The organism is Micromonospora inyonensis, from assembly GCF_900091415.1.
Classification (GTDB): domain Bacteria; phylum Actinomycetota; class Actinomycetes; order Mycobacteriales; family Micromonosporaceae; genus Micromonospora; species Micromonospora inyonensis.
The window spans coordinates 1,021,821-1,048,697 of record NZ_FMHU01000002.1 but is presented as its reverse complement, the minus strand read 5'-3'; the positions used below and the strand labels follow the sequence as shown (position 1 = coordinate 1,048,697).

Here is a 26,877-nt window from a genome sequence, read left to right as displayed (position 1 = left end):
GTGCGGTTTGCGGGTCGGGTGTTGTTAGGCGAGTAGGAGGACTGCGTCCCACGCGGACATGGGTGGGGTGCCGGTGCCGACGGCGTGCAGCGCGAGGGCGGCTCCGGCCGCGCCGTCCATGAGTTCCGGTTCGGTTATCGGCTCGCGGAGTAGTTGGGCGGCGAGGTGGCCGGCCAGGTCGGGTAGTTCGGCGGCCAGTACCGGGCTGCGGGCGTCGACTGCCATGCGGAATGCGGCGTGGAGCAGGCCGGCTTTGCCGTGGCACAGGCCGATCTCAGGGAGTAGGGCGGGTCGGGTCGGTTCGCGCAGTGCGGCCAGGATCCCGCGTTCGGCCGTTGCCTGTCGGCGGGCGTCGCCGAGCGCGATGCCGGCCAACTGTTGGGCCCGGGCGGTGCCCGCGATGCCGTAGCACCAGGAGGGCCGGGGACGAAGCGACGGTTCGAGGCGGCCAGTGTGGTCGATGGTGAGGTAGCCGGGCCACCACGGGCCGGCGTCGTCGTCCCGGCGCCACTGATCGGTCCAGGCGCAGAGCCGGGCGAGAGCGTCGCGCAGGCTGGTGGTGGTCAGGTCGTGAAGGACAGCGAGGGAGAGCAGCGCGATGACGGCGCTGATGCCGTGGGCGACTCCCAGGTTCCCGTGCCCGTTTGGGTGGTCGGAGTCGGGTTCGCCGGACAGCCCGACCGGCATCCACCACGGCGGCAAATTGGTGGTGCCGCGTTGGCCGGGGAGAGGGCGGGTGAGGCGGACCAGGTAAGCGAGTACGTCGCGGGTGACGGGGTGGCCGGGGTGGCGGTGCAGGTGGTAGACGCCGAGTCCGGTCAGGCCGTGGATCAGGTCGAACTCGCGCATCAGCAGCGGGTCGCCCCGGTCGATGCGGGCGTTAGCGTCGGCCAGGCGCCCTCGGGTGAGGGTGATGGTGGTGTCGTCGAGCGCGGCCAGCGCGCGCCGGTACCGGGTCGTGCCGGCGGCGTGCAGGGCGAGGCCGAGGGCTGGTGTGCCGTGGAACAGGTTGGCGTTGCCGCCGGCGCTGATCGGCTGGGACGCGGCGAGTTTCAGCCAGGTGTGGGCTACGGTGTCGTCGCCGTGGCCGGTGCGGGCGCGTTCGATGTGCAGCAATGCGATACCGACCGCGCCGCCCGCGAGGGATTGTGGCCTCGCTCGCCCCTGGAATGCGGGCTGGATGGCTTGTGGGTCGGCCAGTGCCTCGGCGATGGCTGTCGATGCCGCGAGCGCGCTCGGGTCCGTGGGGCTCATGGTTGGCTCCGGGCGCGGGCGGTCCAGCTCAGCGCGGCGGCACGGGCCAGGTGCAGGCAGGCGCGTTCGCTGTCCGGATCGGGGCCGATCATGCGGGTGTGGTGCAGGTGCAGCAGGTCAGGCAAGACACTGTCCACGGCGGCTCCTGCGGTGTGCAGGGCGTCGCGGTAGGTGTTCAGCGCCTCGCGGCGACGCTGCCAGACAGTCCGCAGTTCGGTGCCGTTGCCGAGTATGTCCAGGCCGGTCTGGTCGGGGTTGGCGAGCGCGACCGTGCGCTGGTAGACGTCGCGGGGTGGGGCGGGCCGGTGCGGGCGCGTGTGGTCGATCAGCCATCGCATACCGGTCCTGGTATCGCCGATCACTGCGGTAGTGATATCCAGCAGGCTCGCCGCGGTCACCGCACGGACAGCGGGTGCCAGCCTGCTATCGATGGCGAGCAACTGCGTGAGCGCGGCTGCGGAGTCGGTGGCGAAGACCTCGTCGGCGGCGGTGCCGGCGGTGGGTCCGCCGAAGCGAGCGGTCTCCGGGTAGTCGGTGTCAACCTGTACCCGCGCGAGCAGGCCGACGCGGCGCAGGTCGCGTGTCCACTCGGCGAGCGTCGCGGTGCTCGCGTCGCCCGTCAGTCTCAGCCTCAGGTGCGGTTCCGGGTCGCCGTAGCGCAGAAACCACCACCGTGCCTGTGGGCTGAGCTGGCGGATCAGGGACGGAAGGTGTCGGGTAAGGATCGGTGTCTGCCGGTCGGGATGGCCGTACAGCTTGACGAAGAGGCGGTCACCGCCGCCGGGGAGGTGTCCGTATTCGCGGACGTCAACCACGGGTGCGGTGGCAAGCGTGCGTGGTGGTGCTGCCGGGTCGACCGTCGCGGCCAAGGAGACGACGATCTCGTGGGCGTGCCCGCCCATCCAGCCAGCCGTGTCAGGCGGAGGCGCGGCGCGCAGCACGGCGGTCGGGGTGCGACGCAGGTGGTCGCGCAGCAGTGCCTGATGAGCCGGCTCGGCGAGATCCAGGTGGATGCGTTGGTCGCTCTCGCCGAGGTACACCCCCGGCGGGCAGCCAGCCGTGTCGCGCCAGGAGGCCAGGGCCCGGCTCCACTCCTGCCAGCTCGTGGCGGGGGCGGGTAGGGCGCTTGCCGGTAGCAGCCAGCGTGCTGGCGACAGGATGCTCCGCTGGTAGCGCAAGGCGGGTAGGAACGGCAGACCGCTGGCAGCACCCCAGTCGAACCCGCCACACGGTGTCGTGAAGGCGGTGGGGGCCTCGGTGAGGAACCGCACGATCGGCAGGGTGTAGTGCACCTGCTCGACCGCGTTGAGCACGGTCGGCTCCACCACACACCGCTGGGAGACCGACACCAGGTAGACCCGGTCGGCGTTAGCAGTGACCGCGATGTCGTCCAGCGCGATCCGGTTGGGTGCGTTGACGTGGTACTCCCCGAGCGAGACATGGTGCGGCATCACTTGTGGGGCGCGGGCCACGTCCTCGGTGACCGTGTAGGGGGTCACCGCCGACACCTGGACACGCAATGCACCACGGGTCACGCCAGGTAGGGCCGCGTACTGGCTGGCGATGCGCTGCCGATCCGCAGGGTCGAGCAGGTCGATGAACCGGCCGGTGACGGTGCCGGCGTTGCGGGACACTCCGACCACCTCCAGCAGAAACTCACCCCGGTCGAGGTCCTGCGCGGTACGGGCGTGCACGGTGACGGTCAGCTCGGTGCTCGGCTGGACGTGCCTGACCGGTGCGCTGTCGGCGAGGTCGGTGATGGCGGCGTCATCGAGCACGATCTCGCGTTCGCGTCGCAGCGCCGCTTCCTGGGCAAGGGTCAGCAGCTTCCGATCACGCGTGGTCAGGGCCGGTGGCGGTGTGGGAGTGGTGCCGTGGTAACCGGCGGGGTAGCCCAGGCCAAGGTCGGCGTCCACCGCGTCACGGACCGGCACGACCGCATGGGGTCCGTAACGCTCGAGGAAACGGCGGTGCCAGGCCGCCCACCCTCCTCGACCGACAGTCGCGAGACGCACCAGGGCACCGGCCGCGCTCGCCGCCTCTACCGCGACGATCTCAGGAACACGTACGTCGGCGTCCAAGCGCAGATCGACTGCGACAGGTGACTCGTCGGCGGGGTGTAGACCGGTCATCGTCTCGGCCACCTGCGCGCGCTGCCGTGCGCCGGTCGTCGCGGTGTCCGGCGCAGCCCGCTGCGCGAGGGTGTGCAGTACGCCGAGCGTCGCACGTGCCCGGGCGAGCGCGCCGTCGTCTGGGGTGCTGTCGGCGGCGTCGGCCACCGCCTGCTGAAGGGCGGCGGTGACGGCGGACAGGGGATCAGTGCAGGTAGTCGCCGGCCGTAGCGCGCTCAGCAGGAGCCGTTGCGACACCATCTGCGCGAGCAGCGCGTGCACAACGTGAATGGGCACGGCGTGGTCGGTGGCGAGTTTGCTGGCCAGATCGTCCAGTCGAATCGGGTCCGCCGCTGCCGTCAGCGCCGCGAGTACCGGGCCGGTGGCGCGTACCTGTACCTGGGTGGGCGGCTCCCCGAGATTCTGGTGGGGGCGGTGCTCCAGCACGATCTGCCCATCCCGGCGCGCTAGGAGGTTGTTGGCGCGGACCGTCAGATGCGGCCGAAGCACCGGATCGGCCTCCAGCCGGTCGACCAGGCCCGAAAGCCACGCCGCCCGTACCCGAAGCACCGCTCGGTGTCCGTCACCGAACCGGACGGCGGCGGTGGGGGCCAAGCGGGCGGCGGCGACCCCGGCGAACAAGCCGTACGGCGTCGCCCGGCCACGCGCCCGCAGCAGGTACCGCAGGACCGACACGACTACCCGCCGCGCCTCCCCCTCCCCGACGCGGCCGGCACAGACCGCGCGGACACGGTCGGCGAGCACGGGGCTGGCCAACTCCACCGCCGCCGCGAACCGCGGCACCGCGGACACCTGCTCCAACCATCGCTGCCACGACCCTGCAGCCTCCGCGCCGGTCAGGTCCGGCCAACCGCCGACCAACCAATCGGGAGAGCAGGTCGACGCGCGCACCACCAGCGCATCCAGGTACCGGTACACATGTCCTCCCCTGGGAACGGGAGGCGTCTGGCCACGCGGACGAAACCCACCTGGCCAGACGCCCCAGGTCTCCGGCCTACGCCGGGCAGGTGGTGCTGCAGGCGGACTGGCAGGTCTTGCCGCACCCGTCGTTCGTCATGTAGATCAGCTTGTCGACGCTCTCGCCGGACTCGACGAACGTGATGTCCAGCTCCCAGTCGTCCGGCCCGAACTCGTCCTTCTTCCCGTCCACCGCCACCGGCGACGCCAGCGGAGCGGTCCGCTCCTCGGTCATGATCGACACGACAGCCTCCTTCGAAAGGGTTGTGATCCATCCGGTGCCCCGGCTGGGACGCCGGTAGCTGTCAGCGCCAGGACACCGCGACGGCACCGTGGCGCTTCGGCACGTACCAGCCGTCCGGCACGCCTGCGCTGGTGGGCAGGTACTCGATCCGCGCGGCCCCGCGACGGCGGAAGTCGGCCGCCCAGCGGCGCAACAGCCCGACATACCTGTCAGCGACCGCCTCGGCCTGCGGGCCGTAGGCGTAGACACCGCTCTCCCATCCGCCGAGGCCCTCGTTCCCGCGTTTCGTCCGGTAGGCGAAACTGCCGCCCTCGACCACGGCGGCCGTGCCGTAGGTCACCGCCGGGCTGAACACACCCTGGTCCACCAACTGCTGGCTCGCGTACAGGAACGGAACGTGGGACGCGCTGGTCACCACGAACAACTCCAGCTCGTCGGGCATGTCGAACGCCGCCCCGGACCACCGCTCGATCCTCGGTGCGTGAACCGCCTTGCGTAGCGCTGGCACGTCGAAGCCCGGGTCCGGCCCGTCCACGCGCAGCGTCGCCTCTCCGTTGATCGGCACCAGCGTCTCGGAATAGGCGCCCGCGCCCTGCATCGGCACGAACCCGCCAAGGCAGTAGCTGTGACTGACGAGGTGCCCTCCGGTCAGGTCGAAGGCGACGCAGCGGGACAGGCCGGCAAACCGCAGTGGCACCACGATCCGGCCCCGTTCGGACAGCTGGGCGATCCAAGCCGGTGGGATGTCCCACGCCCCGACCGTGACGATGATCCGGTCGTACGGTGCCTGCTCCGGTACACCGTATTCGGCGTCGGCCTGCACGACCCGCACCCGGTCGTAGCCGGCGGTCTGCAAGCAGGCGCGGGCCCGAGCGACGATCTCCGGGTCGATGTCCACCGACGTCACCGCACCCTGCGGACCGACCAGCTCCGCGATCAGCGCCGCGTTGTACCCACCCGAACCGGTCTCCAGAACCCGCATCCCCGGCTCGATCTCGGCCTGCTCCAGCATCACCGCCTGAATGTGCGCCGCCGACACCGAACTGAGCGCCGTACCGTCCGTACCGGTCTTCGTCACCAACGGGGTGTTCGAGTCGTACACCACGTCCAGAGACTCGCCAGGGGCGAACAGGTGACGCGGCACGACCGAGAACGCGGCAGCCACCGCCTCCGACCTGATCGTGTCCTCGCTCAGCTCCGCCACCATCGCCGTCCGCAGCGCCATGGGATCCCGTGCACCTCTCCCACTTGCGGTAGTCATGTGGCTCCTATCCTGGTTATGGGTTGTTGCCGTCGCCGGCCTAAGCCGACCTGCAGGCGGCTTCGCCAGAGGTTGCGAAGCAGTCGCCGTCGCACCGGCCACTTGGCATACCTCCTCCGCCCGAATCCCGGTGCGGCATCCGTAACGCAGGAACCAGTAGACGCAACCAGACGCATGTCGAACACCCTCGACATCGGTTTTCGACACGGCCCCATCGGCCCTCGAACGCCTCAACCACACACGCTGGGTTGAGCGCGGCGCGCTGGCTGACTCGCACCGCTGCATCGGCTAAGGTCAGGTCGCCGTACGTCGACCCGTTGCATTCCAGGCGACGCGCCGCGGGAATGACCGTGCGGAGGAGGGCTATCGGGGGCGATGCACGCTCGGGTGGCGGGAGGGCTCATGATCGATCGCCAGCAACTCCAGGAGGCCAGGGAAGCCCTCGGCAGAATGCTCGCCACGCGGCGCAAGGCACGCGGAATGATCCAGAGCGAGGTCGCCCGAGCCGTTTTCACCACCCGCAGCACAGTGGGGATGGTGGAGCGGGGGAGACAGATAGTTGACCGGGTGTTCTGGCAGCAGTGCGAGTCGGTGTTGAGTGCCGGGGGCGAGCTCGTCGCCGCCTATGACGCCTACCGGCAGCTCGAACGACAGTTCCGGGCAGAGCAGGAGTCGGCCGCGCGCAAGGCCCGGTGGGGTGCGCTCGCCAACACGGACGTGCCCGGACCCGTCCTCACCACGGCATTGCCTGATAAGGCCGACCTGCGCCAGCCTCCGGCGGACGCTGACCGTCGCGACGACGCGCCGTCGCGTCTGCTGGCCGAGCTACGCCGTCACCTGCTCGCTCCTGCCGCATCGAAACAGACGGTCGAGCCCACCACGCTTTCGGAGGTCCGTCAGCGGGTAGCCCACGTCCACAGCCTCTATCAGCGTGGCAACTACGCCGAGACGGTCCGCGCGCTGCCCGACACTCTGGAGCAGGCGCACCTCCTGACCCGCACCTGCACCGACACGCAACGGCTCCGAGCTGCCGCCATACTGGCGGCAGCGAACCTCGCCGCTGCCAAGCTCGCCGTCAAACTCGGCGATCCCAGCCTCGCCTGGGTAGCCGCCGACCGCGCCGCGTGTATCGCGGCCGACCAGACCGAGGACGCTGCCCTCGTCGCGGCTACAGCATTCTCGGTGGGCACTGCGCTACTGGCCATGCCGAACCGCGTCGACGACGCCGAGGAGGTGGTGCTCTCCGCCCTCGGCCGGGTCAGAAGAGACCCAGTATCGACGCGACCACGTGTCCTGTCGACCCGCGGAGCGTTGACCCTTCTCGCGGGACTGATCGCCGCTCGCCAGGCCCAGCCCGCCGCAGCCGGTCAGCACCTCGACGACGCCTACGCTCTGGCCCGGCTACTCGGCAGTGATCGCAACGACCTGTGGACCGGGTTCGGACCGACAAACGTCATGATCCACCGCATCTCCATCGCTGCGCGAACGGACAGGCCGCAGCTAGCCATCCATCTTGGAGAACGACTCGACACCTCGTCGCTGCCGGCAGCCCTGGTCAGCCGCCGCGCCCAAGTCCACCTCGACCTCGCGGCCGCCTACGCGACATCGCCCGACAACGACCCCGCAGCCGTCCTGCACCTTCTCGAAGCCGAACGAATCGCACCCCAGAAGGTCCATACGCACGGCAGGACGCGCCGCATGATCGGCGACCTACTCGCCCGCGAAAGGCGTGCCATCACTCCCGGCCTGCGGGCACTCGCTGAGCGCGCCGAGGTCACCGCCTAATGTCCGGCTCCGCGGACACCCGTCTCCTCCACCTGGTGGTCTGCGCCGCTCCACCGGCCCGGCACATCGCCGAGCTGATCGAGCCGGTACAGCACGACAACTGGAACGTGCACATCATCGCGACGGAAACCGCACACACCTGGCTTCCCACCGAACGGCTGGCCACCATCACGGGGCAGCCCGTCAGCTACCGACAACGGCACCCCGACGAGCCGAGCGTCCTATCACGCGCCGACGCCATCGCCGTCGTCCCGGCCACCTTCAACACCATCAACAAATGGGCCACCGGCATCAACGACAGCCTCGCCCTCGGCATCCTCAACGAATCCTTCGGCGCGGGCCTACCGATCATCGCCTCCCCCTACGTCAAACCCACCCTCGCCCGCCACCCCGCGTTCACCACCAACCTGCGACTACTCGCCGACCACGGCGTACGCCTCACCCCCACCCAAGCGCTACGCCCAACCCAGGACGATCAACCCTTCCGCTGGGAGATCATTCTCGACGAACTCCAGAAACTGACCGCTCCGTAGGAACAGCGCCGGTTGGCAGTCTGCCGACTTGGCCAGTCGTTGGCCGCAGGGCATGGAGGTCGGCGGGCAGGTGCTGCTGGACGAAGCAGCCGACGGTGACGACGGTCTTCTACCCCTACCCCTACCCCTACCCCGGCTACCGCTGCGGTGTCACGGCCGAGCATCCCTCAAAGCGGGAACGGCCGTCGTCCCACAACCGGAGAACCAGCCCCACCCGTTCGGCAGCATCGACCCCTAACCGGCCCCAGACAGACGGGACCGGACGAGGCGGGACGCAGGGGATGCTCGTCGCACGAGCACCCATCGAGCACTCAAACGTCCACAAGGGACGGAAAAGCAGAGGGGCCTGACCCGCGTTTCCACAGGTCAGGACCCTTGCATCTTGCGCGCCCGAAGGGACTCGAACCCCTAACCTTCTGATCCGTAGTCAGATAGGCCAACAGCGAGGCGCCTCTCAACAACCGGCGGTCCAACGTGCCCTGCTCAATGAGTGGCCAGTGCCCAATGCACTGGCCACTTCTCTTTGCCCACCAGAACGACCGGCACACGGCCAACTCTCGGAGGACATCCACCAATGGCGGCCCACCAATCCGCTACGGCACGACTCGCCGACGCATCAGACAGCCTCGCCGCCTCGCCCGCTCGCGGTGCCGGCACCAACATCCCGCCCACTCCCTTGCCCACCGGGACAGCAGAGGCTCAGGAGCGAATCACGTGCAACCACCGACCTGCCTCCCGACTGGGTCAACCGCCGGATGGAGGCGAATGAGAACGCCTCCCAAACATCAAAACCCCAGGAAGGCCAGTCTGGCAACGGCTGCGACCCACGACAAGCGACTTGACCGGACGACCGAAGACACCGGTTCATGGACGGTCGACAACGACGACCATGCCGCAACCAACGGGGTCATCTCCGTGGTGACACCCAGCGAACCAGCCGAACTGCACCCCGGGGCAGCCGCCGCCCTACTGAACCTGCTCAGACGAGTCAACGACCGCCGTACCAACACCACCGACCAGGAGAACCAATGACCACCCCTCGACCAAAACCCTTCGCCTTCTACGGCCGTGTGTCGACAGAGGACAACCAGGACCCCGAATCGTCCCGAAGCTGGCAACTCAGCCGGGCGACCGCACTCATCCAACCCCACGGCGGCCGCATCGTCGCCGAGTACTTCGACATCGGCCAGAGCCGCTCCCTACCCTGGCAACGCCGCGTCCAGGCCAGCCAACTCCTCACCGCGCTACGCACCCCGCAACGAGGATTCACCGCCGTCGTCGTCGGCGAACCCCATCGAGCCTTCTACGGCAACCAGTTCGGCCTCACCGTGCCACTGTTCGCCCACTACGGCGTCGAACTCTGGGTACCCGAGATCGGCGGCCCCATCGACCCCGACAACGAGGCCCACGAACTCGTCATGTCCGTCTTCGGCGGCATGAGCAAGGGCGAGCGCAACCGCATCAAGCTCCGCGTCCGCACCGCCATGGCCGCCCAAACCCTCCTCGAAGGCCGCTACCTCGGCGGCCGCCCACCATACGGCTACACCCTCCGCGACCTCGGCCCTCACCCCAACCCTGCCAAAGCCGCCGACGGCAAACGTCTACGCGCGCTCACTCCAGACCCCGACACCGCGCCGATCGTCCGCCGGATCTTCGATGAATTCCTCGCCGGCTACGGACTCTTCGCCATCGCCGAAGGGCTGACCGCCAACCACGTCCCGTGCCCCTCAGCCCACGACCGCGCCCGCAATCCACACCGCAGCGGCATCGCCTGGTCCAAGAGCGCCATCCGCGTGATCCTCACCAACCCCCGCTACACCGGACGGCAAGTCTGGAACAAACAACGCACCGACGAGGTGCTCCTCGACGTCGACGACGTCGCCCTCGGTCACACCGGCGTCATGCGCTGGAACACGCGCGACAAGTGGATCATCTCCAAAGAGGTCGTCCACCCGCCCCTCATCGACGACGCCACCTTCGAACAGGCACAGACCCTGCTCGGCCAACGCGCGCGACGAGAATCCGGCAACCAACGGCTCCGACGCGCCCGCAACCCGTACGTGTTCCGCGGACTCGTCTACTGCGCCGCCTGCCAACGCCGCATGCAGGGCCAACACAACCACGGCGACGCCTACTACCGCTGCCGGATCCCCCAGGAATACGCCCTGGCCAACGACGTCGACCACCCCCGCAACGTCTACCTCCGCGAAGACGCCCTCATCGCGCCACTCGACACCTGGCTCGCCACCGCCTTCACCCCCGGCCGCATCGCGGACACCATCACCGCGATGGCCAACACCGAGCCGGACCACACCCCCACAGCCACCGCCGCCGCCCGCGCCGCAATTGCCGACTGCGACGCGAAACTCGAACGCTACCGAGCCGCCCTCGACTCCGGAGCGGACCCCGCAGTGGTCACCGGATGGATAGCCCAGACACAAGCCGAACGAACCCGAGCAGAAGCCCACCTACAGATGATTCAAACGACCGGACCGCGTCCCATGAGCCGAACAGAGATCACCAACCTGGTCCACGCCCTGGGCGACATCACCACCGTGCTCCGCGACGCCGACCCCGCCGACAAGGCTAAGGTCTACCGACAACTCGGCCTCCGCCTCGTCTACCATCCAGAAACACAAACGGCCCGCGCTGAAGTGAAACTCAACGCGGACCGTGGGTGTATGGATCGTGTCCGAGGGGGGACTTGAACCCCCACGCCCTATACGGGCACTAGCACCTCAAGCTAGCGCGTCTGCCATTCCGCCACCCGGACCTGCTCGTCCAGCCTACCCTGGCTGCCGGAGGGGTCTTCGACCGCCCTCTGGCTGCCCGGCGGGCCGCACGGGGCATTACTTTACACCGCCGGACTCGATCATGCACATCGCCTTCTCCCCGACCCTTCGCACACACATTTTCCCAGCTCAGGTGCTTGAGGTCCGAGATCTTCTACGGGAATCCCACGTGACCGGAGAATCGCGGACAGGACGTCGCACACCCGGGGTGGCGTTACACGGCCGGCTACCGGCAGCATGACGGAGTGTCCCAGCCGTCTCCACTGTCCGCCGTCCGCAACCGGGCGCTCGCCCTGCGCGCCGGGGGCGACCTCGCCGGTGCCCGCCAGCTTCTCGCGGACACCGTCGAGGCGGCCCGTCCACAACTTGGCGAGGACCACCCGGACCTGCTGGGCACCGCCCACCTACTCGCCCGGTTGCATCGGGAGGCCGAAGACCCGACCGGGGCACGGCGGGTCCTGGAGGAGGCGTTCGCCGCCGGGGAACGCCGGTGGGGGCACAACGACCCGTTGATGGTCGCGATCGCGTTCGACCTCGCCTGCGTCGCGGAGGAACTCGGCAACCGCCACGAGGCTCGCCGCAACTACCAGCGGGTGGCCACCCACGGTCCCGGTGTACTCGGTGACGACCATCCGGCGGTCCACACGGCGCGTGCCTACCTGGGCCTGGCCACGGCCACTCCGGCGATACCGGGCCGGGGGGAGCCGACGGTCGCCCTGCCATCCGTTCCCACCCCCCGCCAACCCGAGGTCGCCGTCCCGGCTCCGGCCGGCGTCGCGTGGCCGCCCCCGTCTCCGACTTTTCCCGTACCTCGGCCACCGGAGCTACCGACGACGCCGATCCCTGCCCGGCACCAGGGAGAGCCGACGCCGGACACGCCTCCCGCGCACCCCGTCCCCCCGCCCACGCCGCCCGCGCCGCCCGTACCGCCCGCCGGGGATTCCACCGGCCGGACCGTCCCGCGCCCCCGCAGCGCGCCGCCGGCGCCGTCCGGGCCCCCGGCGGCGCCGTCCGCTCCGCTCGGACCACCTGCCCCTGTCCCGGCGACGGGCAGTGGGCCGGCATCCGGTGGGGCACCGCGCCACCCGACGACGTCACCGCACGCGCCGGCTGGTCCGGCCGACAGCCCACCACGGCCAGAGCCGGCGCACGGAGCGCCCCGGCCCTTGCCGGCCCGGGAGTGGGACGAGCCGACGGTGCAGGTTCGGCAGATCAGTACGTCGGATGAGGTACCACGGCCGGTGGACGGGGCGTCGGGCGGCAGGCAGGCGTCCGTACCACAGCAGGCGGCCGGGATCTCGCCGGTCAGCGGCCCGCCGAACCTTCCGACCAGCGGGGCACCGTACGCGTCGCCGGTGAGCGGTGCCCCGTACGCGCCGGTCGGTGGTCCGCCGCACCTGGACCCGGCGGGCGAGCCGCCGACGAGCGGGCCGCCGCACCTGGTCTCCCCGGTCAGCGCACCGCCCGCCGGTGTGCCCCCGCGCACCGGCGTCCCGCCCGGCGCCCCGCCGCCCGCCGCTCCCCTTCTCGGCCCACCAGCGCACGGCGTTCCGCCCGAACCGGCGGACGGTGAACGTGTCGTAGACCTCGTCGACCGTCTCGCCGCGCAGTGCCGCCCGCAGGAAGCGCAGCATGTCCCGGGTGCGCCGGAACGGCTCGGTGAAGGGCACCGCGTTCCAGTCCCGCACCACCGTCGGGGAGGACGCGCCGATGCCGAGGCTGAACCGTCCGGGTGCGGCCTCCGCCAGCGACGCCGCGCTCATCGCCAGCAGCCCGGGCCCCCGGGTGAACACCGGCGTCACCGCCGTGCCGAGGCGTAACCGGGGTTGCCAGGCGGCGGCGAGCGCCAGCGGCGTGACCGCGTCGGTGCCGTTGACCTCGGCGGACCACACGTCGGTGAACCCGGCCCGGTCCAGGGCCGCGTAGACCGCGGCGTGGTCGGCCAGCGGCACACCGGTGAGCGGGACCGTCATACCCCATCGATTCGTCACCGGACGATCGTCCCGCCGAGACCCCGGTGACGGCAAGATCCTCCGAGGGCCCGGAACGGCACCGACCGGGCCGGTCAGCCGGCGAAGAGAAGCCTCCGGAACCCGGCGGCGGCCAGCAGGGCCCGTTCCGGTTCGGTCAGCGGGGACCGCCCGGCAAGCCGCTCGACCAGGGTCAACCGGTCCCAGGCCAGACCTGCGGGGATCTCCCGGCCGCCGGTGAGCAGCCCGGCGACGACCTCCGCCGCGGTGGGGGTCAACCAGGGGGTACGCCCCAGCGCGGCGGCCAGGTCGAGGCCGTGCACACCGACTTCGACCACCCGGGTGGTCAGGAAGTCGGCCAGGGTCATCGCGTCGCCGTGCCGGGTGCGGACCAACCGTCCGGGCGGCTGCGCACGGACGGCGGCGTCGGTGGCCCGCCAGGCCCGGTCGAAGTCGGCGGCCAGGACGTCGCGGCCGGGCAGCGCCGCGGCCTCCCGACGGGCGTCGGCGACCCGGTCGGCGTCCACCGACGGGGTGAACTTGGCCGCCCCGAAGTAGTCGGCGGCGTCGACCTCCGCCCGGGGCGGGGCGGGAGCGGCGAGCATGCCGGTGAGCCGGCCGACGCCGGTGCGCACGTGCGCGAGGAGTTCCCGGACGGTCCAGGGCGGGCAGCCGGTGGGCCGGTCGAGGTCGCCGTCGTCGAGCGTGCGCAGGACCGCGCCGAGCTGCGCGCACTCGTCGCGGAACGCCATCTGCGCCGGGGTCACCGGCGTACCCTCTCACGCCGTTTCGGCGGGGACCTGGCGGGTACCCGCGGCCGGACGAGGAAGGGGAGGTGCGATGGCCGGCATCATGCTGCGCAGCACGGCGTTCAACGACCACGACCTGTTGCCGGGGCGGTTCTCCCGGGACGGCGGCAACGTGTCGCCGCCGTTGCAGTGGGCCGAGGTCCCCGACTCGACGCGTGAGTTGGTGCTGCTGGTGGAGGACCCGGACGCCGGGAGGACACCGTTCCTGCACTGGCTGGTGACCGGGATCGACCCCGCCTCCGGCGGGACGGACGAGGGCGCGGTGCCGGTGGGCGGCCGGGAGTGGCCGAACGACTTCGGCGAGACGGGCTGGTCCGGGCCGCACCCTCCGCCGGGCGAGGAGGCGCACCGGTACTTCTTCCGCCTGTACGCGCTGGACCGGGCGCTGGAGCTGCCGGCGACCCCGCACGCGCCGGACGTGCACCGCGCGCTCGCCGGTCAGGAGATCGCCAGCGGAACGACGGTCGGCACCTTCTACCGCTGATTCGCGTCCGTCCGCGACACCGCCGGGCGGGTCGGCCCGGCGGTGGTCAGCCCTTGACCCGGGGCACCAGCCGGTGCACCGAGGCGAGCACCAACGCCATCACCACACCCATCACCCCGACGATGCCGGCGGCGCTGCCGGCGTACCCGACGAAGAGGGGCCGCCGGCTGAGATCGCTCACCGGCGCCTCAGGCTGGCCGTCGAGCCAGGCCAGCGCGACCGTCGCGACGATGATCGCGACCAGGCCGGCGATGCCCAGCACCAGGGCCGGCGTGCGGTGTGAGTCGGCCGGTTCGACCTGGGCCTGCTCCCGCTGGGTGAACAACAGCAGCAGCCCGCCGAGAGCCGCCCAGCCGCCCACGACCAGGAACGCGGCGACCGCGTCGCTGGGGCGGTGCCAGCCGGCCGAGAGGGTGGCCACCCCGTTCACGGCGGCGTACCCGGCGCCGAGGAACGCACCGAGCACCCGGACCTTGCGGGGCAGGACGAGGACCAGCGCGACCGCCACCGAGGCGGCCACGCAGGCGTGCCCGCTGGGCAGGCTGTTGCCGACCTCGGCCCGCTGCGGGTCGATGCCGTACTCGGGCCGGTCGAGGCCGTACTTGAGCAGCTGGGTGGTGACGTTCGCGCCGACGACCAGCGCGGTGGCGGTGACCGCCAGGGCGATCCGCCGGCGCAGCAGCGCGATGAACCCGATCACCGCGGTGGCCGCCAGCAGGGACACCACGGACACCGCGTCGAGCACCCGGTCGACGGGCTCGTCGATGCGGTCCTGCCCGATCTGGTTACCGGTCAGCGCGACCGTGTCCAGCCACTGGCCGGTCTGGGTGTGCAGGGCGAGCCGCCAGATCGTGAGCAGCGCCAGGACGTGCATGACCGCCAGCAGCACCAGCCACGCCCCGGTCCAGACCCTCGCCGACCCTCGCACCCGGACACGGTAGCGCCTCGTCCGGTCGGCCCGACCGGTGGGCCGACGACGGCTCGGCGCTAGGTTGGGACGGTGTCGAGCAGGAGGTGACGGTGACCGGTACACCACAGACCGATCGGCCGCCCGCGCCTGACCAGCCGGGGCCGGAGTCCCTGGCCGACCTGCTCGGCGGGCGCCGGGGAGCGGTGGACGCCACCCTGCCCCCGCTCGCCTTCGGCGTGGGATGGCTGCTGGGTGGGGACTCGCTGTGGGGCGGCGTCCTCGCGGCGCTGCTCACCGGGACGGCGGTCGCCGGGTGGCGGCTGCGCCGGGGCGACCGGCCCCGGTCGGTGCTCATCGGGCTGCTCGCGGTCTGCGTGGCCGCGCTGATCGCCCTGCGGACCGGTCGGGCGACCGACTTCTTCCTGCTCCAGGTGCTCGCCAACGTGTCCAGCGCGCTGGCCTGGGTGGTCAGCATCGTGGTGCGCTGGCCGCTGCTCGGCGTGCTGGTCGGCTTGGCGCTGGGGCAGCGGACCCGCTGGCGGCGGGACCCGGCGCTGCTGCGCGCGTACGGTCGGGGCAGTTGGGCGTGGGCGGCGTCGTACGCGCTGCGGGTGGCCGTCTTCCTGCCGCTGTACCTCGGTGGGCAGGTGGTCGCGCTGGCGGTCGCCCGGGTGGTGCTGTCCTGGCCACTGGTGGCCGCGGTGCTGGCGGCGAGCTGGTTCGTGGTGCGCCGGTCGTTGCCGGCCGGGCATCCGGGGCTGCGGCACCCGGTCGTACCGCCGGACGCGGGCCCGACCCGTCCCTGAGGCGTCCTCCCCGGTCCCCGGTGGACCGGGCGGCGATCTCGCGGTCAGGGGTTCGTGAGGAGGCCGGTGACCGAAAAGGGAGAGGCCGCCACGGGGGGAGCGGCCTCTCCGCGACCTACGGTACTCCGTCGCGGGCTTCCTGTCCCCCCGCATCCGGCAGGTTTTCCGCCCCGCGGGAAGGACGCGACGCCTCGGGACGGGTGTGGCGGGCCGGCACTGTGCCGACCGGCCGGCCCACCACCGCCCGAGGGGTGGAAGTCGGGCGTCCCGCGTGGACCGGGCCGCTGTTCCCCTCGTCGGCCCGGTCCTGCTCCCGGGTGGACACCGTCCACCCGGGAGAGCCGGTGACCCGGGCGGACGCCAGAGCGCCCACCCGGTGGATCAGCCGTTCGGGAACAGGTGGCCGTAGTCGGCGTACGCCATGGCGACGTCGGCCTGCGCCCAGAACCGGTGGTAGTTGAACGTGAGCTCCGGGCCGCCCTTCAGGTACGCCTCGACCTTCGGCCAGTCGGGGTCGTTCTTGCCGATGGTGCCGTCCGGGTCGCTGGCGGTCGCGCTCAGCGGCACGTCGGCCGGCGCCTCGAACGGCCCGGCCGGCACGGACAGCGCCACCGTCGGCGGCTGCGGGTTGCCGACCCCGCCGCAGGTCACCCCGTTGATCGAGAACGACGTGGGCTTCGTGTCGGTCCCGGTGTGACTGCCGTTGAAACCGATGCTGGTGGACGCGGCGGTCGGCAGACTGCCGTTGTACGACTCGTTGGTGGCGGTCACCTCGGTGCCGACTGGCTCCACCTGGCCGACCAGCCCTGGAGGAGCTGCTGGCCGGAGGGGAAGGTGAACTTCAGCGTCCAGCCGTTGATCGGGTCACCGAGATTCTTGATGGTGACGTTGGCGGTGAAGCCGTTGTTCCAGTCGCTGGTCGCGTAGACCACGTCGCAGGCCGGAGCGGCCTGCGCGACGCCGGCCGGCAGGGCGACCCCGCCGATGGCCAGCGTGGTGGCGGCGAGCATCGCCAGGCGGCGACGTCTGGCCAGTTGTCTCATGAGCGCGATGTCTCCTCGGACCAGGCCGGGGCCGGTGGGGCCCGCGGCGGGCGCCTCCACGCGACAGGTGCGCGGGGGTGGGAGGCGCGGTGATGGGGTCGGCCCGCCCGGACCGGGCTACGGGGACGGAGAGCGAGTCGCCCGTCCCGCCGTCGGGGTGCCGTCCGGTCGATGACCGGCTGCCCTCGGCGACCCGCTCGCGCGTTCTGGCTCCGCGTAGTCGCAGTGTGGCATGGGAGCGCTCCCGTAACAAGACCGGGAGTGAACGGCCGATGGCCGGCACGCATCGCCGCAGCCAGGCGCCCCACATTGTGTCGATCTCATTTGGGGACTTTCACAAAGCGGTGACGAGCGTTACAGTCGGCATTATCGATGGGAGCGCTTCCATCGATAATGCTCACCCGCTACTCGTCCACTCCGGACCACTCTCCCGGGAATGGTCCGGCACAGCCCGACGGCTGACGGCGGGCCAGCCCGGACTCCGCCGCCAGCCGGATCTCATTCACAGTGAAGGGAGGTGAACCAGAGCCACTCGCGTCGCCCGGCTCCCGCGCGGCACGTACGACAGGACGCCCATTCCGCTCGTACGTGCACATGCACCAGAAGTGGGGACGGGGGTTGCCCTCCCCGTCCCCACACACTAGACCCCCACCCACGCAGGGAAAAGAGGCCGACGGGACTGGCGCGCGCGCCGCCCGGACGGCCTCGCTCGCTGTTGCCGCCCGGATCGGTTCCCGCACGATCCGCCACGCCGCGATCCCGCCCCGCCCCCACCTGCCGCGACCGGCACCGGAGCCATCGGGCGCAGCGCGGCCGACTCACCCTGCCCTACGCTGGGAGCGCTCCCGGTCGCTCGGTGGCGGGGCCCCATCCACGAGGAGAACGTCCTATGTCGATAGTCACGCAGTGCCCGTCGCAAAGCGTCGCCCCCGCCGGTGTTCCCGCCGGAGCCGAGCTGACCGCGACCCCGGTCGCCCCGGCGGCCACCGAGCCCGCCGGGGACGTCCCCCTCCCGGATCCCGCACCGGGCACCGCCGCGCTCACCGACACCCACCCCACGCGGCACACGGCGGCCGACGCCCGGCTCGGCCTGGAGTTCCCACCGGACTTCGGCTGGGGCGCGGCGACCTCGGCGTACCAGATCGAGGGCGCGGCCAAGGACGACGGCCGGGGCGAATCGATCTGGGACACCTTCAGCCGCACGCCCGGCCGCACCCACGGCGGCGACACCGGTGACGTCGCCGCCGACCACTACCACCGCTACCCCGCCGACCTCGACCTGATGGGCGACCTCGGGCTGCGCAGCTACCGCTTCTCCGTCGCCTGGCCACGCGTCCAGCCCGACGGCACCGGCGCGCCCAACCAGCGCGGTCTCGACTTCTACCGCCGCCTCGTCGACGGCCTGCTCGAACGCGGCATCACGCCGATGGCCACGCTCTACCACTGGGACCTGCCGCAGGCCCTCCAGGACACCGGCGGCTGGGAGAACCGGGACACCGCCCACCGCTTCGCCGACTACGCCCGTACCGTCTTCGACGCCCTCGGCGCACAGGTGCCCACCTGGCTGACGGTGAACGAGCCGAAGACCGTGGTGCAGAACGGCTACATCATCGGTCACCACGCCCCCGGCCGGCGGGACACCGACGCCGCCTACCTGGTCGCCCACCACCTCCAGCTCGCCCACGGCCTCGCCGTCCGGCAGCTGCGCGACACCGGCAGCCGCAGCCGGATCGGCCCCGCGCTCAACCTGCACCCGTGCTACCCGGCCGACGACTCGGTCGCCACCGCCGAGGCGACCCGCCTCTACGACGGGTACGAGAACCGCCTCTACCTCGAACCGATCTTCACCGGCAGCTACCCGGCCGACGTCCTCGCCGACCTCGGCCCCGACAGCCGGCTCGCCCGCGGCATCCGCGACGGCGACCTGGCGGCCATCTCCAGCCCGGTGGATCTGCTGGCCGTCCAGTACTACACCCCGATCTACGTCACCGCGACCGGGGGAACCGAACGGCGCTGGCCCACCTCGGTGGCCGCCTGGCAGCAGATCTTCCCCGACGGGATGTACGACATCCTCACCCGGGTCACCCGCGACTACGGCCCGGTGCCGATCACGGTCACCGAGAACGGGCTGCCCACTCCCGACGCCCTCGCCGCCGACGGCACCGTCGACGACGCCGGTCGGGTCTCGTTCCTCCGTGACCACCTCGCCGCCGCCCACCGGGCCATCGCGGCCGGGGTGCCGCTGGAGAGCTACCACGTGTGGTCGCTGATGGACAACTTCGAGTGGGAGCAGGGCTACGCCCAGCGCTGGGGCCTGATCTACGTCGACTACGCCACCCAGCGGCGGGTCCTCAAGCGCAGTGCCCACTGGTACCGCCAGGTGATCTCCGACAACGCGATCTGAACGCGTCTCCCGGGGACGGGTCCGGCGAACCGGCGACGGGCCCGTCACGGCCGCCCCGGCCCACGGCCACGGGCCGGGGTACGGCACCCACCGACGCCGGCCCACCGCCCCTCAGCGCGGCAGTGCCTGCTGCAACTCCGCCCGCAGCGCCGGGGTCAGCATCTCGCCGGCCTGCTTGGCCAGCCGGGCCATCTCGTACCCGACCACGCCGATGTCCGCGTCCCCCGCCACCAGAGTGGCCAGGATCGAGCCGTCACGGATCTGCATGACGAGGAAGTAGCCCCGGCCCATCTCCACCACCGTCTGCTTGACGATGTCGCCGTCGAACATCTGGGCCGCCCCGGCCGTGATGCTCATCAGTCCGGAGGTCACCGCGGCCAGCTTGTCGGCGTTGTCCCGAGGCAGGTGGTCGGAGATCGCCACCAGCAACCCGTCGGAGGAGACCACGATCGCGTGCGCGACACCGGGCACCCGTTCGGTGAACGCGCTGACCAGCCAGCTCAGGTCACGTGCCTCTTGACTCAGCGTCATCAATGTTGCTCCCCTTCGCTGCGCACGCCGGTCGGCGGCACGGGAATCTCCCGGGTGTCGTCCGGCATGGTGATCTCCCTGGTGTCGTCCTCGGCCTCGGCCCGGCGCACCCCGCGGTAGAGCCGGGACAGCATGCCGCCGACCGCCTCCGGATCCGGATCGTGCCGGGGCGGCGGCGCGGCCGGTTGCGCCGACCGGGTCACCGCGGCGAGCTGCGCCATCGGCACCCGCACCGGCAGGCCGCGTGCGTTCACCCCGCCGGTCACCGGAGTGGCCGGCTGCGTCGGCGTCCCGACGCCCGAGGTGGCGGCCGGCGGCCCCTTCCGCGACCACCAGCTGCTCGTTCCCGACGCCGCCGCACCGTTCGCCGGGGCGAGGACGTCCTCGGCCCGCGTCGGCACCGGTCGTGGCCCGGTCGCCGGGTCCGGCAGCCGTCCGGCGACCGGAAGCCCGGCCGAGCGGGGCTCGCCCCCCGGCTCGATGCCGGCGGTGCGGGTGGGACGCAGGGCCGCACCCGCGCCCCGGCCGGTGCGCCGGGTCACCGGGGCCGCGCCCGCCGCGCCGGCCACCGCGGCGGTCAGCATCCGCCGCGACGCCGGGGCGTGCACGTCCCGCTCGGGAGCCGGCGCCAACAGCACCGCGGGCAGCGTCACGCGGGCGACCAGCCCTTCCCGCCGTCCGTCGCAGAGCCGCACCTCGATGTCGTGGCGGGCGGCCAGGTGCCCCACCACGAACAGCCCCATCCGCTCGGACGCCGCCACGTCGGCCAGCGGTGGGCTGGCCAGCAGCCGGTTCGTCTGCGCCAGCACCGACGGGCTCATGCCCAGTCCCTCGTCGGCGATCTCGACGACCGCGCCGTCGGCCACCGCGCGGGCGTTCACCCGCACGACGGTGTCCTTCCGGGAGAACGCGGTGGCGTTCTCCAGCAGCTCGGCCAGGAGGTGCACCAGCTCCCCCACCGCGTGCCCGACGACGTACAGGTCGGCCACGGACTCGTGCCGCACCCGCTGGTACTGCTCGATCTCGGCGCCGGCGGCGAGCAGCACCGCGTCCAACCCGACGGGCTGTTTCCAGCGGCGGCGCGAGTCCGAGCCGGAGAGCACCAGCAGGCTCTCGTCGTTACGACGCATCCGGGCGGCCAGGTGGTCCAGCTTGAACAGGTTCTCCAGCTGGTCCGGGTCGCTCTCCTCCCGTTCCAACTCGTCCAGCAGCTCCAACTGCCGCTCGACCAGCACCTGACTGCGCCGGGCCAGGTTGACGAACATGGCGTTGACGTTGCGGCGCATCGCCGCCTGCTCCATCGCGACGCTGACCGCGCTGCGGTGCACCGCGACGAACGCCTCGGCCAGCTCACCGATCTCGTCCAGCGAGCGGACCACCGCCGGGGCGACCTCGATCTCGGGTACCCCACCGGTGACAGTCCGCAGGCGTTCCAGCGTCTCGGGGAGTTCGAGCTGGGCGATCCGCAGCGCCTGGCCGCGTAGCAACCGCATGGACCGGGCGATCGACCGGCCGATCAGCATCGAGATCAGCAGTGCCACCAGCAGCACCGCGACGATCGCACCGAGCACCAGCAGGGTCTGCCGCAACTGCGCCCCGCGCGCCTCGGCGGCCTGGGTCACCGCGTCCTCCAGCACTCCCGCCTCGACCTGCCGCAGCAGCTCGTGGCGCTGCTCGCTGGCCGCCCACCACTGGGTGGCCGGCAGGACGGCCGGATCGGCGCCGCCCACCGGCAGACTCTGCTCCTCCAGCCGGGTCGCCGACACGAAGGCCGGGTCCAGTGAGGTCTGGTCGTAGCGGCGGATCTGGTCGGGGGTCGCCGCCACCCGGAAGGCACCCAACGCGGTGAGCTGTTGGGCCCGCAGGTCGGTCAGGAGGACCTGGTCCTCCACCCCGTACCGGCCGGCGCGGCCGGCGACGTAGAGCTGGGCCCGGATCCGGGAGGCCAGCTCCTTGACCCGGGCGAGCTGTACGTAGCGCAGCACCGCGTCGCTGAGCGCGGGCGCGTCCGGACCCGGCGAGGGCTCGGCCAGGAGGTTGAGCAGCTCGTCGATGAGCCGGTTGTAGTTGCCCAGGATCGTCTCGCTGCTTAGCACCCCCGGGGCGATCGCCGATCGGATGTAGGCGACCTGCTCGTACGCCTCCAGGACCTCCGAGTACGTCACCCGCCACGCCGCGTCGGAGTCCGCAAGCGGTTCGGCGGCCCGCCGGAGCCGCTGCATCGCCGCGTCCGTCGCGGTCTGCAACGGCTTGAGCGTAACCACCGGGTCGCTGCGCACCGTCTCCGCGCCGTTCACGCGGGTCCCCGCCAGCTCGCCCGCGGAGTGGTCCCGCTCCTGCTGGAGCTGGTGCACCATGTCGGTGATCTCCCGACCGATCGTCACCTGCTCGGCGAACCCGTTGAGCACGCCGGCCTGACCGACCAGACCCCGGCTCTGGACGCCGGCCAGCACGAGGAACGCCACCGACGGGATGATCAGCACAGTGGTCAGTTTGGTCCCCATCCGCCAGTCCCGCAGACGGAACGGGGACCGACGTCGGTGTGGTACCACCCGGACGTCGAGTCGGCGTCGCCGGTGGTTCGACACCGCGCTGTCCGCCGGGTCCGGACCGGTCCCCACACACGCCTCCTACGTACCTCGCGTCCGCCGCGAGCCGGGGAGCGGAGTCCATCCAACCAGGCCAGAACCTACTGTCAACGGTCCAGCCTGACGACAGACTCAGGGACGTGATCCTCCTGCCGGCCCCGGTGACGGCTGATCATCCGTCCGGCCGATGCCCGTAGGGTCGGCCGGATCAGCCAACCGGCCGAGGGCGACCAAGGCAGCCCCCGTCGCGCCGATCTCCGGGTTCGGTTCGTGCCGGACCGTACGGGGAGCCAGCGCGGAGGCGAAAGCCCGCCGCCACCAGGGCGACGCGGTCACCGCTCCCCCACCGAGCACCACCTCGACCGGCTGGTCCACGGTGGACTCGATCGCGGCGAGGTCGTCGGCGACCCGAGAGCAGACCCCGGCCATCAACCCGGCCAGGATCTCCACGGCGGTCGTCGAGAAAGCCAGGCCGTGCAGTTTCCCCGAGGCTGCCGGGGCGAGGCCGGGCGGCCGGTCGCCGCCGAAGCGGGGGTCGGCCGGCACGCCGCCGTCGGGCGGGACCCGGTCCAGGGCGGCGTCCAGCTCCGCGCCCGACGGCAGCCGCAGCTCCCGGTTCGCCCAGGCGAACAGGTTGCCACCGGAGGAGTACGCGGCACCGGTGACCACGTGCTCGTGGTCGACCCGGTAGCGCCACAGGCCGCCGGGCAGGGGCGGCAGCGGTACACCGGCCGGAGCCGGCTGGATCAGTCGCACCGCCGCGGACGTCCCGACCGTGACCGCGGCCCGGCGGGGGTCGACACAGCCCGACCCGACGTTGGACGCCGCGCCGTCACCGATCGGCGCGCTCCACGCCGCACCGGTCAGCCCCGGCCAGCGCCGGACGAACTCCGGCAGCAGCCCACCCCGCCAGCCGGCCGGGGCCAGGGGTGGCAGTTCCCCGCCCCGCACGCCGGCCAGCTCGCACGCCTCGGCGTCCCAGTCGAGGGTGCGCAGGTCGAGCAGGCCCGTGCCGGACGCCTGCGACACGGACATCGGCGCCTCGCCGAGCAGCGCGCCGAGGACGTACTCGGCCAGCCCGACGAACCGGACCGCCGGCACCCGGGCCCGTAGCCACGGCAGGCGCACCGTCCAGTAGCAGCGGTGCCACCAGGTGCCGGTGCGCTGGTGGAACGCCTCGGCGTCGGCCGGTCCGGACCGGTCCGCGGGTGGCTCCGGGCGGGTGTCCAGCCAGGTCAGCACCGGCCCGAGCGGCGCACCGGCGGGGTCCAACGGCAGCACCGAATGCCACTGCGCGCTCACCGCGACCATGCTGACGTCGCGAAGGTGCCCGGCGGCCTGCAACTCGTCCAGACACTCCACGAGGCAGGCCAGGTAGCCGGGGCCGTCCAGCGTGCCCGCGCCGTCGTCGTCGACCGCGAGCCGCATCTTGCGCCGGGCCAGCGCGCCGGGCAGCGGGACGGTCCGCTCGTCGAGCACGAGTCCGCGCACCGACGAGGTGCCCAGGTCCAGAGCGAGAATGTTCATCGCCGGTCACCGTACCCGCCCGGCCGCCCGCCGACGCCAGACCACGTCCGCCGGGGAAGCCCGAGCTTCCCCGGCGACGCCGTCACCGCGTAGGCTGACGGGCGTGACCGCGCACCTGACCTCCTGGTGGCCGCCGACCTGGCGGTCCCCGAGCGCGGGTAACTAACTTCCCACGTGGCCGCCCCCGAGGCGGCCACCGGTGCTCCCACCGGCCCCGGACGCCCACCGGCGGCCCCCGGCCCGAGGAGCCCACCCCGATGACCGATCTCACCACCCTCACCGCTGTCGTGGCCGCCGGCGGTGATCCCGGCCCGTTCGCCCTCCTGCGCCGCGCGGGCGGCGACCACCTCGAGTTGTTCACCGGGCCGGTACGCCCGGTCGGGCGGCTCGCCGACATCCCGCTGCCCGACGACGGCCCCGGCCCCCGGACCCTCGCCCTGGTCCCGTACCGGCAGATCGTCGAACGGGGTTTCGCCTGCGTCGACGACGGCACGCCGCTGGAGTGTCTGGAGATCACCGGAAAGGGGCGCAGCACCCTGACCGAGGCGCTGCGCACCCTGCCGGACACTCCGGTGGTCACCTCCGGGGCGGCGTTCGACCTCGACGACGACGAGTACGCCGCGATCGTCGACCGGGTGCTTCGCGACGAGATCGGGCACGGCGAGGGGGCGAACTTCGTCGTCCACCGCACCCTGCGGGCCCGGGTGCAGGGGCCGCCCCTGGTGGCGGCCCTGGCCGCACTGCGCCGGCTGCTGGTCGCCGAACGGGGCGCGTACTGGACCTTCCTGGTGCACACCGGCACCCGGATCCTGGTGGGCGCCACCCCGGAACGGCACGTCAGCGTCGACGACGGGCTGGTGATGATGAACCCGATCAGCGGCACCTTCCGGTACTCCGGCGGGGTCGCCGACCGGGACGCGCTGCTGCGGTTCCTCGCCGACGACAAGGAGGTCGAGGAGCTGTACATGGTGCTCGACGAGGAACTGAAGATGATGGCCACCGTGGCGGAACGGGGCGGCCAGGTGGTCGGGCCGTACCTGAAGGAGATGGCCCACCTCGCGCACACCGAGTACCTGCTCGCCGGCCGGGGCACCCGGGACGTCCGGGAGGTGCTGCGGGAGACGATGTTCGCGCCGACCGTCACCGGCAGTCCGATCGAGAACGCCTGCCGGGTCATCGCCCGGCACGAACGCACCGGCCGGCGCTACTACGCCGGCGTGCTCGCGCTGCTCGGCCGGGACGCCGAGGGGCGGCAGACACTGGACGCGCCGATCCTCATCCGCACCGCCGAGTTCACCCGTGACGGCGAGCTGCGGGTGCCGGTCGGGGCCACGCTGGTGCGCCACTCCACCGCCGCGGGTGAGGTGGCCGAGACGCACGCCAAGGCCGCCGGGGTGCTCGCCGCGCTCGGCCTGCGCCCGGACGCCCCGACGCCCGGCCCGGAGCCGGTGGCCCGTCTCGCCGACGACCCCGACGTCCGCGCCACGCTGGCCGCCCGCAACGGCCGGCTGGCCCGCTTCTGGCTCGACCAGCGCGCCCCGGCGGCGACCCCGCCCCGCCACCGGGCGTTGATCGTCGACGGTGAGGACACCTTCACCGGCATGCTCGCCCACCAGCTCGCCGCGCTCGGCCTCGCCGTCGAGCTGCGTCCCTGGCACCGACCCGGCCCGGTCGACGGCCACGACCTCGTGGTGGTGGGGCCCGGCCCCGGTGACCCGCGCGCCGACGGCGACAAGATGGTGGCGCTGCGGGCCACCCTGGGCACCCTGCTGGACGCCGGCCGCCCGACCCTGGCGGTCTGTCTCGGCCACCAGCTCCTCTGCGGCCTGCTCGGGCTCCGGCTGCACCGCCGCGAAGCCCCCTACCAGGGGTTCCAGCGGGAGGTGGGGCTGTTCGGCACGGTCGCGCGGGTCGGGTTCTACTCCACGTTCACCGCGCTGGCCGACACCGACCGGCTGGACACCGCGTACGGGCCGGTGGAGGTGGCCCGGGACCGGGCGGACGGTGCCGTGCACGCGGTGCGCGGCCCGGGTCTGGCCGGGGTGCAGTTCCACCCGGAGTCGGTCCTCAGCACCGACGGCCTGACGGTGCTGGCCGACCTGCTCGGGCACCTGCTGCCGGCACCGGCGCATACTTCGCCGCGACGGGGGTAGGGCAGGACCCGACCGGTGGTTCCGGACGGGTCGAGAGCCCCCGTCCGGGCCACCGGTCACCGGTCATCCCGCCGTGCCCTGGCGCAGCCGGGCAGCCACCTGCACCGCCCGCTTCGCGGTGAGCGCCGTCGCGGTCAGCGCGACGTCGTCCGGGGCGGTCTCGCCGTTGTTGCTGGTGTGCGAAGCGCCGTAGGGGTTCCCGGCGACGAACTGGCTGGGATCGGTGTAGCCGGGGGTGACCACGATCCCACCCCAGTGGTAGAAAACGGTGTACAGCGACAGCAGCGTGGCCTCCTGGCCCCCGTGCGCGGTCGCGGTGGAGCAGAACCCGGTGTAGACCTTGTCGGCCAGCGCGCCCTGCGCCCAGAGCGGGCCGCTGCTGTCGATGAACTGCTTGAGCTGTGCGGCGACCATGCCGTACCGGGTGGGCGAGCCGAAGATCAGGACGTCGGCCCAGGAGAGGTCGTCGAGCTGGACCTCGGGCACGTCCTGGGTCTCCAGGTGGTGGGCGTGCCAGCCGGAGTTCGACCGGATCGCCTCCTCGGGCGCCAGCTCACGCACCTTCCGCAGCCGCACCTCGGCACCGGCCTCACCGGCAGCCTCGCACGCCGCCTGCGCCATCTGGTACGTGACGCCCGTCGCGCTGTAGTAGATCACCGCTGCCTTGATCCGGCCGTCCATCAGGGGCCCCTCC

At 72.1% G+C, this 26,877-nt stretch carries 19 protein-coding genes, 2 tRNA genes and 3 pseudogenes; 9 read left to right on the top strand and 15 right to left on the bottom strand.

The genetic code is table 11. The annotated features are described in order from the left end of the window. Positions 1-24 precede the first annotated feature (24 nt). The 4 genes from GA0074694_RS19635 to fxlM all read right to left on the bottom strand — a co-directional run bounded on the left by GA0074694_RS19635 (position 25) and on the right by fxlM (position 5,812). On the bottom strand, positions 25-1,254 hold the full coding sequence (locus tag GA0074694_RS19635) for a lanthionine synthetase C family protein (protein WP_091460520.1): 1,230 nt from the start codon (positions 1,252-1,254) through the stop codon (positions 25-27). Then, positions 1,251-4,169: a lantibiotic dehydratase gene (locus GA0074694_RS19630; RefSeq protein ID WP_218105734.1), complete on the bottom strand. Its 2,919-nt coding sequence runs from the start codon at positions 4,167-4,169 to the stop codon at positions 1,251-1,253. The genes GA0074694_RS19635 and GA0074694_RS19630 overlap by 4 nt, the downstream gene beginning before the upstream one ends. A 211-nt stretch (positions 4,170-4,380) precedes the next feature. After that, positions 4,381-4,578 carry an FxLD family lanthipeptide gene (locus tag GA0074694_RS19625; RefSeq protein WP_091463422.1) on the bottom strand — a complete coding sequence of 66 codons (198 nt, stop codon included), beginning with the start codon at positions 4,576-4,578 and terminating at the stop codon, positions 4,381-4,383. Positions 4,579-4,648: 70 nt separating this feature from the next. Next, positions 4,649-5,812: a methyltransferase, FxLD system gene (fxlM, locus tag GA0074694_RS19620; protein WP_218105732.1), complete on the bottom strand. Its 1,164-nt coding sequence runs from the start codon at positions 5,810-5,812 to the stop codon at positions 4,649-4,651. A gap of 438 nt (positions 5,813-6,250) precedes the next feature. Between fxlM and GA0074694_RS19615 the strand changes: the two genes are divergently transcribed. Beyond that, positions 6,251-7,633, top strand: coding sequence for a helix-turn-helix domain-containing protein (locus GA0074694_RS19615; RefSeq protein ID WP_176738011.1), 1,383 nt, complete (start codon positions 6,251-6,253; stop codon positions 7,631-7,633). Continuing rightward, entirely contained in the window at positions 7,633-8,166 is a 534-nt protein-coding gene (locus GA0074694_RS19610) for a flavoprotein (RefSeq protein WP_091460511.1), read from the top strand. The genes GA0074694_RS19615 and GA0074694_RS19610 overlap by 1 nt, the downstream gene beginning before the upstream one ends. Before the next feature lie 385 nt (positions 8,167-8,551). Here GA0074694_RS19610 and GA0074694_RS19605 read toward each other — a convergent pair. Further along, a tRNA-OTHER gene (locus GA0074694_RS19605) sits at positions 8,552-8,617 on the bottom strand. A 314-nt stretch (positions 8,618-8,931) separates the two neighbouring features. Here GA0074694_RS19605 and GA0074694_RS31000 point away from each other — a divergent pair. After that, positions 8,932-9,198 (top strand): hypothetical protein, encoded by a 267-nt coding sequence (locus GA0074694_RS31000; RefSeq protein ID WP_141714202.1) that lies wholly within the window; start codon positions 8,932-8,934, stop codon positions 9,196-9,198. Beyond that, entirely contained in the window at positions 9,195-10,874 is a 1,680-nt protein-coding gene (locus tag GA0074694_RS19600; RefSeq protein WP_091460509.1) for a recombinase family protein, read from the top strand. The genes GA0074694_RS31000 and GA0074694_RS19600 overlap by 4 nt, the downstream gene beginning before the upstream one ends. Here GA0074694_RS19600 and GA0074694_RS19595 read toward each other — a convergent pair. Continuing rightward, positions 10,856-10,939, bottom strand: a tRNA-Leu gene (locus tag GA0074694_RS19595). The genes GA0074694_RS19600 and GA0074694_RS19595 overlap by 19 nt on opposite strands. Positions 10,940-11,203: 264 nt before the next feature. Here GA0074694_RS19595 and GA0074694_RS34260 point away from each other — a divergent pair. Then, positions 11,204-11,377: pseudogene (locus GA0074694_RS34260) on the top strand (hypothetical protein); the annotation flags it as partial. A gap of 1,137 nt (positions 11,378-12,514) precedes the next feature. Here GA0074694_RS34260 and GA0074694_RS19585 read toward each other — a convergent pair. Next, positions 12,515-12,931, bottom strand: a pseudogene (locus tag GA0074694_RS19585) (LLM class flavin-dependent oxidoreductase); the annotation flags it as partial. A 92-nt stretch (positions 12,932-13,023) separates the two neighbouring features. After that, positions 13,024-13,680, bottom strand: a complete 657-nt coding sequence (locus GA0074694_RS19580; RefSeq protein ID WP_091463418.1) for a maleylpyruvate isomerase N-terminal domain-containing protein — start codon at positions 13,678-13,680, stop codon at positions 13,024-13,026. Between the two features lie 88 nt (positions 13,681-13,768). On the opposite strand from GA0074694_RS19580, the gene GA0074694_RS19575 reads away from it, so the two are divergent. Beyond that, positions 13,769-14,221: a YbhB/YbcL family Raf kinase inhibitor-like protein gene (locus tag GA0074694_RS19575; protein ID WP_091460507.1), complete on the top strand. Its 453-nt coding sequence runs from the start codon at positions 13,769-13,771 to the stop codon at positions 14,219-14,221. Between the two features lie 46 nt (positions 14,222-14,267). On the opposite strand, the gene GA0074694_RS19570 is transcribed toward GA0074694_RS19575, so the two are convergent. Further along, entirely contained in the window at positions 14,268-15,095 is an 828-nt protein-coding gene (locus tag GA0074694_RS19570) for a phosphatase PAP2 family protein (protein WP_176738184.1), read from the bottom strand. A gap of 146 nt (positions 15,096-15,241) precedes the next feature. On the opposite strand from GA0074694_RS19570, the gene GA0074694_RS19565 reads away from it, so the two are divergent. Then, entirely contained in the window at positions 15,242-15,937 is a 696-nt protein-coding gene (locus tag GA0074694_RS19565) for a DUF3159 domain-containing protein (protein ID WP_091460503.1), read from the top strand. Between the two features lie 381 nt (positions 15,938-16,318). On the opposite strand, the gene GA0074694_RS33025 is transcribed toward GA0074694_RS19565, so the two are convergent. Beyond that, positions 16,319-16,423: a glycoside hydrolase family 48 protein gene (locus GA0074694_RS33025; protein WP_245715012.1), complete on the bottom strand. Its 105-nt coding sequence runs from the start codon at positions 16,421-16,423 to the stop codon at positions 16,319-16,321. A 27-nt stretch (positions 16,424-16,450) separates the two neighbouring features. After that, positions 16,451-16,971: pseudogene (locus tag GA0074694_RS19560) on the bottom strand (cellulose-binding domain-containing protein); the annotation flags it as partial. Positions 16,972-17,869: 898 nt separating this feature from the next. Here GA0074694_RS19560 and GA0074694_RS19555 point away from each other — a divergent pair. Continuing rightward, entirely contained in the window at positions 17,870-19,384 is a 1,515-nt protein-coding gene (locus tag GA0074694_RS19555) for a GH1 family beta-glucosidase (RefSeq protein ID WP_091460501.1), read from the top strand. Positions 19,385-19,495: 111 nt separating this feature from the next. Here GA0074694_RS19555 and GA0074694_RS19550 read toward each other — a convergent pair whose 3' ends face one another. The 3 genes from GA0074694_RS19550 to GA0074694_RS19540 form a co-directional block, all read right to left on the bottom strand. Then, the gene (locus GA0074694_RS19550) at positions 19,496-19,915 is read right to left on the bottom strand and encodes a roadblock/LC7 domain-containing protein (RefSeq protein WP_245714804.1); all 420 of its coding nucleotides are present in this window, start codon (positions 19,913-19,915) and stop codon (positions 19,496-19,498) included. Continuing rightward, positions 19,915-22,419 carry a sensor histidine kinase gene (locus GA0074694_RS19545; protein ID WP_245714803.1) on the bottom strand — a complete coding sequence of 835 codons (2,505 nt, stop codon included), beginning with the start codon at positions 22,417-22,419 and terminating at the stop codon, positions 19,915-19,917. Before GA0074694_RS19545 ends, GA0074694_RS19550 begins: the two co-directional genes overlap by 1 nt. A 216-nt stretch (positions 22,420-22,635) precedes the next feature. After that, entirely contained in the window at positions 22,636-24,030 is a 1,395-nt protein-coding gene (locus GA0074694_RS19540) for a gluconokinase (RefSeq protein WP_091460495.1), read from the bottom strand. A gap of 257 nt (positions 24,031-24,287) precedes the next feature. On the opposite strand from GA0074694_RS19540, the gene GA0074694_RS19535 reads away from it, so the two are divergent. Then, positions 24,288-26,183: a chorismate-binding protein gene (locus tag GA0074694_RS19535; protein WP_091460494.1), complete on the top strand. Its 1,896-nt coding sequence runs from the start codon at positions 24,288-24,290 to the stop codon at positions 26,181-26,183. Between the two features lie 63 nt (positions 26,184-26,246). Here GA0074694_RS19535 and wrbA read toward each other — a convergent pair whose 3' ends face one another. Then, positions 26,247-26,864, bottom strand: a complete 618-nt coding sequence (gene wrbA, locus GA0074694_RS19530; protein WP_091460491.1) for an NAD(P)H:quinone oxidoreductase — start codon at positions 26,862-26,864, stop codon at positions 26,247-26,249. Positions 26,865-26,877 lie beyond the last annotated feature (13 nt).